We start from the raw sequence: 3,991 nt of genomic DNA on the forward strand, positions 1-3,991 counted from the left end.
CGAGGTAGAGCGCCTCGGCGGCGGCTTCGTCGATGGTCGAGGCCTTGACCCGCTCGATCAGGCCGGAGCGGCCGTGGGTGTTCTTGTTCCACTCGTCCATCGCGTCGAGCACCGCGTCGGGCTGGTGCACGGCGATCACCGGGCCTTCGGCGATCACGTCGAGCTGGCTGTTGGTGACGACCATCGCCATCTCGATGATGCGGTCGCTGTCGGGGTTGAGGCCGGTCATTTCCATGTCCAGCCAGATGAGGTGATTCTGGTCCTGTGCCATAATTTGGTCCGATCGATTTTCGGTGAAGGCGCGATTCTACGCCCTCCGGGCGGCTGCCTGCCCTGCATCGGCAGCGCAATCGACGCGCCCTCCCCCGTTTTCCCCCCTCTGCTCCAGCCCATGACTTCCAGCAGCTTCTCCGCCCTGTTCCTCGTCGCCCTGGGCGTCGGCCTGGTGTGCCGCCTGTGGCTGGCCCGGCGCCAGGCCGCCCACGTGGCTGCCCACCGGGCCACGGTGCCCGCCGCCTTCGCCGCCACGATCGGCCTGGAGGCCCATCAAAAGGCCGCCGACTACACGGTGGCGCGGGTACGCCTGGGCATGGTCGACACCGTGCTTTCCGCCGCGCTGCTGCTGGCCCTCACGCTGGGCGGCGGGCTGCAGGCGCTGCACGACCTGTGCGCCCGCTTCGTCGAGCCGGGCAGCATCGCCCACGGGGTGGCCTTCGTGAGCGCGGTGGGCGTGGTGAGCTGGCTGGTGGATCTGCCCCTCGGGATTTACCGCAGCTTCGGGCTGGAGGCCCGCTTCGGCTTCAACCGCCTCACCCCGGGCCTCTTCGTGGCCGACACCGTGAAGGGCGTGGCACTGGCGGCCCTCATCGGGCTGCCGCTGATCGCCTTCGTGTTGTGGCTGATGGCGGCAATGGGCGGCCTGTGGTGGCTGTATGTGTGGGCCTTCTGGCTGGGCTTCAACCTGCTGGTGATGCTGGTGTACCCCACCTTCATCGCGCCGCTCTTCAACAAGTTCCAGCCCCTCGAGGACGGCCCGCTGAAGGCGCGCATCGAGGCCCTGCTGACGCGCTGCGGCTTCCGCCTGTCGGGCCTCTTCGTGATGGATGGCTCGAAGCGCTCGGCCCACGGCAATGCGTATTTCACCGGCTTCGGCGCCAGCAAGCGGATCGTCTTCTTCGACACCCTGCTGGCCAAGCTCGACCCGCAGGAAGTCGAGGCGGTGCTGGCCCACGAGCTCGGCCACTACCACCATCACCACCTGTGGAAGCGCCTGGCGGTGATCGGCGCCGGCAGCCTGGGCTTCTTTGCGCTGCTCGGCCACCTGGCCGGCCAGGCGTGGTTCTTCGAGGGCCTGGGGCTGGCCAGCCAGGGCACCGCCGCCACCCTGCTGCTGTTTGCGCTGGTGCTGCCGGTGTTCACCTTTCCGCTCACCCCGCTGATGAGCCGCTGGTCGCGCCGCCACGAGTTCGAGGCCGACGCCTACGCGGCCCGCCAGGCTCCGGCCGCCGACCTGGTGAGCGCGCTGGTCAAGCTGTACCGCGACAACGCCTCCACGCTCACGCCCGACCCGCTGTATTCGAGCATCTACGATTCCCACCCCCCCGCCGCGATCCGCATCGCGCGCCTGCAGGCAGCCCGATGAAACTCGATGGAACCCTGATCGCCGCCTTCGGGCGCCAATACGAAGTGCGCACCGCCGCCGGCGAGATTTTGCTGTGCGTGCCCCGCGGCAAGAAGAGCGTGTTCGCCTGCGGCGACCGGGTGAAGGTGGCCGTCACCGGCCCCGGCCAGGGCGTCATCGACAAGCTGGAGGAGCGCAGCAGCCTGCTCTACCGCTCGGACGCCTGGCGCCAGAAGCTGATCGCCGCCAACGCCACCCAGGTTGTACTGGTGGTGGCCACCGAGCCGAGCTTCTCGGACGAGTTCCTGTCGCGCTGCCTGTGCGCCGCCGAGAGCCAGCACCTGAAAACGCTGATCGTGCTCAACAAGGCCGACATCGAAGCCGGGCTGGCCACCAGCCGCGCCCTGCTGGCACCGTTTGCGGCGCTGGGCTACCCGATCCTCGAGCTGTCGGCGCTGGGCGATGTGGATGCCCTGCGCGAACGCCTGGTGGGCGAAACCAGCCTGCTGGTCGGGCAGTCGGGGATGGGCAAGTCGACGCTCACCAACGCCCTGATCCCCGAAGCCCGGGCCCAGACCCGGGAGATCTCGGAAGTGCTGGACACCGGCAAGCACACCACCACCTTCGCGCGGCTCTACCCGCTGCCGGAGGGCGGCGGCATCATCGACAGCCCGGGGATGCAGACCTTCGGCCTCGCCCACCTCGACGCCGAGGCGCTGGAGGCGAGCTTCCGGGAGTTCCGGCCCTACGTGGGCCAGTGCCGCTTCCGCGACTGCCGCCACGATGCCGAGCCCGGCTGCGCGCTACAGGCCGCCGCCGAGAGCGGCGCCATCGACCCGCGCCGCCTGCGCCAGTTTCTGATGTTCCGCAACGAATGCGAGCAGGCCCGGCGCCAGGCCCAGGGGTGGTGAGGCGTCGCTTGCGCACCCGCGGAAGTCAGTAGATACTGTTATCCAAGTCAAACCCCGTGGAGCTCTGGCTGGAAGGTCTGTCCCGACTTGAGCACGCCGTAGCTGACCTGGACGAGCTTGCGCATCATGGCGCCGATGATGAGCATCGGGGGCTTGCCCCGGGCGGCCAGGCGTTCGCGGAAGAGCTTGCCCCAGTCGGTGCGGTATAGCGCCACCATGGCCGGCATGTAGAGGGCCTTGCGCAGGAAGCTGTGGCCGACCTTGGAGAGCCGGGGCTTGCCGCGCACGCTGCTGCCCGACTCATGCTGGCGCGGGTCGAGGCCGGCGAAGGCGACCGCCTGACGCGCGTTCCCAAAGCGTGCAGGTTCGGCAAGAAAGGCGAGCAGCACGGCGGTGGTGCGCTCCCCCAGGCCGGGGATCGAGTCGAGCAGCCGGTGCTTGTCACGCAGCGTCGGGTCGTTGTCGATGTGATCTCGGATAGCCTTGCTGAGCCGGGCGATCTCGTCGTCGAGCCACGTGAGGTGTTTGGCGATGCCCTCGGCGACGCTCTCGCGGGCCACCTCGAGGCGGTTGGACTCCTGGATTCGCATGGTCTGCAGCGCATCGAGGCGCAGCACCAGGGCGCGCAGGGTCTTCTCGGCGGGCGTAGGGGCCTGCCAGGGCTCGGGCGTGCGCTCGGCACAGAACTGGGCGATCAGCTTCGCGTCGACCTTGTCGGTCTTGGTGCGCACCATCTGGGAGGCACCAAACGCCTTGATCTGGGCCGGATTGATGACACTCACCGTTGCTGCGGGGCGCTCGGCCAGATGCTCAGCGACCGCCTCCCAGTAGGTGCCGGTGGCTTCCATGCAGACATGGAGCGCCGTAGCCCCTTCCTTGACGAGCCAATCGTCCAGGGCCTTGAAACCGGCCGGGGTGTTGTCGACGACTTTGTGGCGGAACTTGCCGCTCGTGAGGCGCAGGGCGCAGTCGAGCTTTGCCTTGGCGACATCGATGCCAAGTTGAAGCGGATGCATGAGTGTGTCCTCTTTCGATCAACCTTGTGAATGCGGGCTGCCGGCAAGCCGGGCCAAAGATACTGTCCGATCTTTTATGTGAGGGTGAGCGGCTGCTGCAGGATCTACCATGCGGGCGCGCGGCCCCAGGTCGGGTACGGCATCCAGCCGCTCAACCTGGGGTGCCCCCCAGGTATGCGGTCCCGATTTCCGCCGTCGCGCGGGGCGACCGGAAAAACGATCGGTTCTGCACATCAACACAATACAAGGTCGGGTTAGCGCAGCGTAACCCGACACCCCCCCGACACATCACAGCCTCCGCCCCTGCGATCCCTCCGCATGGCCGTGGAGTCCTTCTACACGCCTGTGAATTCCTTCTTCACTCGCCTGAATTCCTTCTTCACCCCCTTGAATGAGCCTGTCAGAATTTTTGTGTTTGAGGCATAACGTAATCCTCGAAAGGA

At 67.4% G+C, this 3,991-nt stretch carries 4 protein-coding genes; 2 read left to right on the forward strand and 2 right to left on the reverse strand.

Annotated elements, in window-relative coordinates; translation table 11 throughout:
• On the reverse strand, positions 1–271 hold a 271-nt coding region (gene orn / locus L6Q67_RS23105), incomplete at its 3' end, for an oligoribonuclease (protein ID WP_296575720.1).
• 120 nt (positions 272–391) lie between these two features.
• On the opposite strand from orn, the gene L6Q67_RS23110 reads away from it, so the two are divergent.
• Complete coding sequence (locus tag L6Q67_RS23110; protein WP_296575723.1) at positions 392–1,642, forward strand: M48 family metallopeptidase; 1,251 nt, start codon at positions 392–394, stop codon at positions 1,640–1,642.
• Positions 1,639–2,532, forward strand: coding sequence for a ribosome small subunit-dependent GTPase A (gene rsgA / locus L6Q67_RS23115; protein ID WP_296575726.1), 894 nt, complete (start codon positions 1,639–1,641; stop codon positions 2,530–2,532). Before L6Q67_RS23110 ends, rsgA begins: the two co-directional genes overlap by 4 nt.
• A 47-nt stretch (positions 2,533–2,579) precedes the next feature.
• On the opposite strand, the gene L6Q67_RS23120 is transcribed toward rsgA, so the two are convergent.
• Entirely contained in the window at positions 2,580–3,548 is a 969-nt protein-coding gene (locus L6Q67_RS23120) for an IS110 family transposase (RefSeq protein ID WP_296575729.1), read from the reverse strand.
• Positions 3,549–3,991 lie beyond the last annotated feature (443 nt).

Origin of the sequence: Zoogloea sp., from assembly GCF_023150065.1 — a bacterium.
In the GTDB taxonomy this organism is placed as follows: Bacteria; Pseudomonadota; Gammaproteobacteria; order Burkholderiales; family Rhodocyclaceae; genus Zoogloea.

Bases quoted from the DNA above. Each gene is read 5' to 3' on its own strand.
- L6Q67_RS23120 (WP_296575729.1), bottom strand. From the start codon at position 3,548: ATGCATCCGCTTCAACTTGGCATCGATGTCGCCAAGGCAAAGCTCGAC.
- L6Q67_RS23110 (WP_296575723.1), top strand. From the start codon at position 392: ATGACTTCCAGCAGCTTCTCCGCCCTGTTCCTCGTCGCCCTGGGCGTC.
- rsgA (WP_296575726.1), top strand. From the start codon at position 1,639: ATGAAACTCGATGGAACCCTGATCGCCGCCTTCGGGCGCCAATACGAA.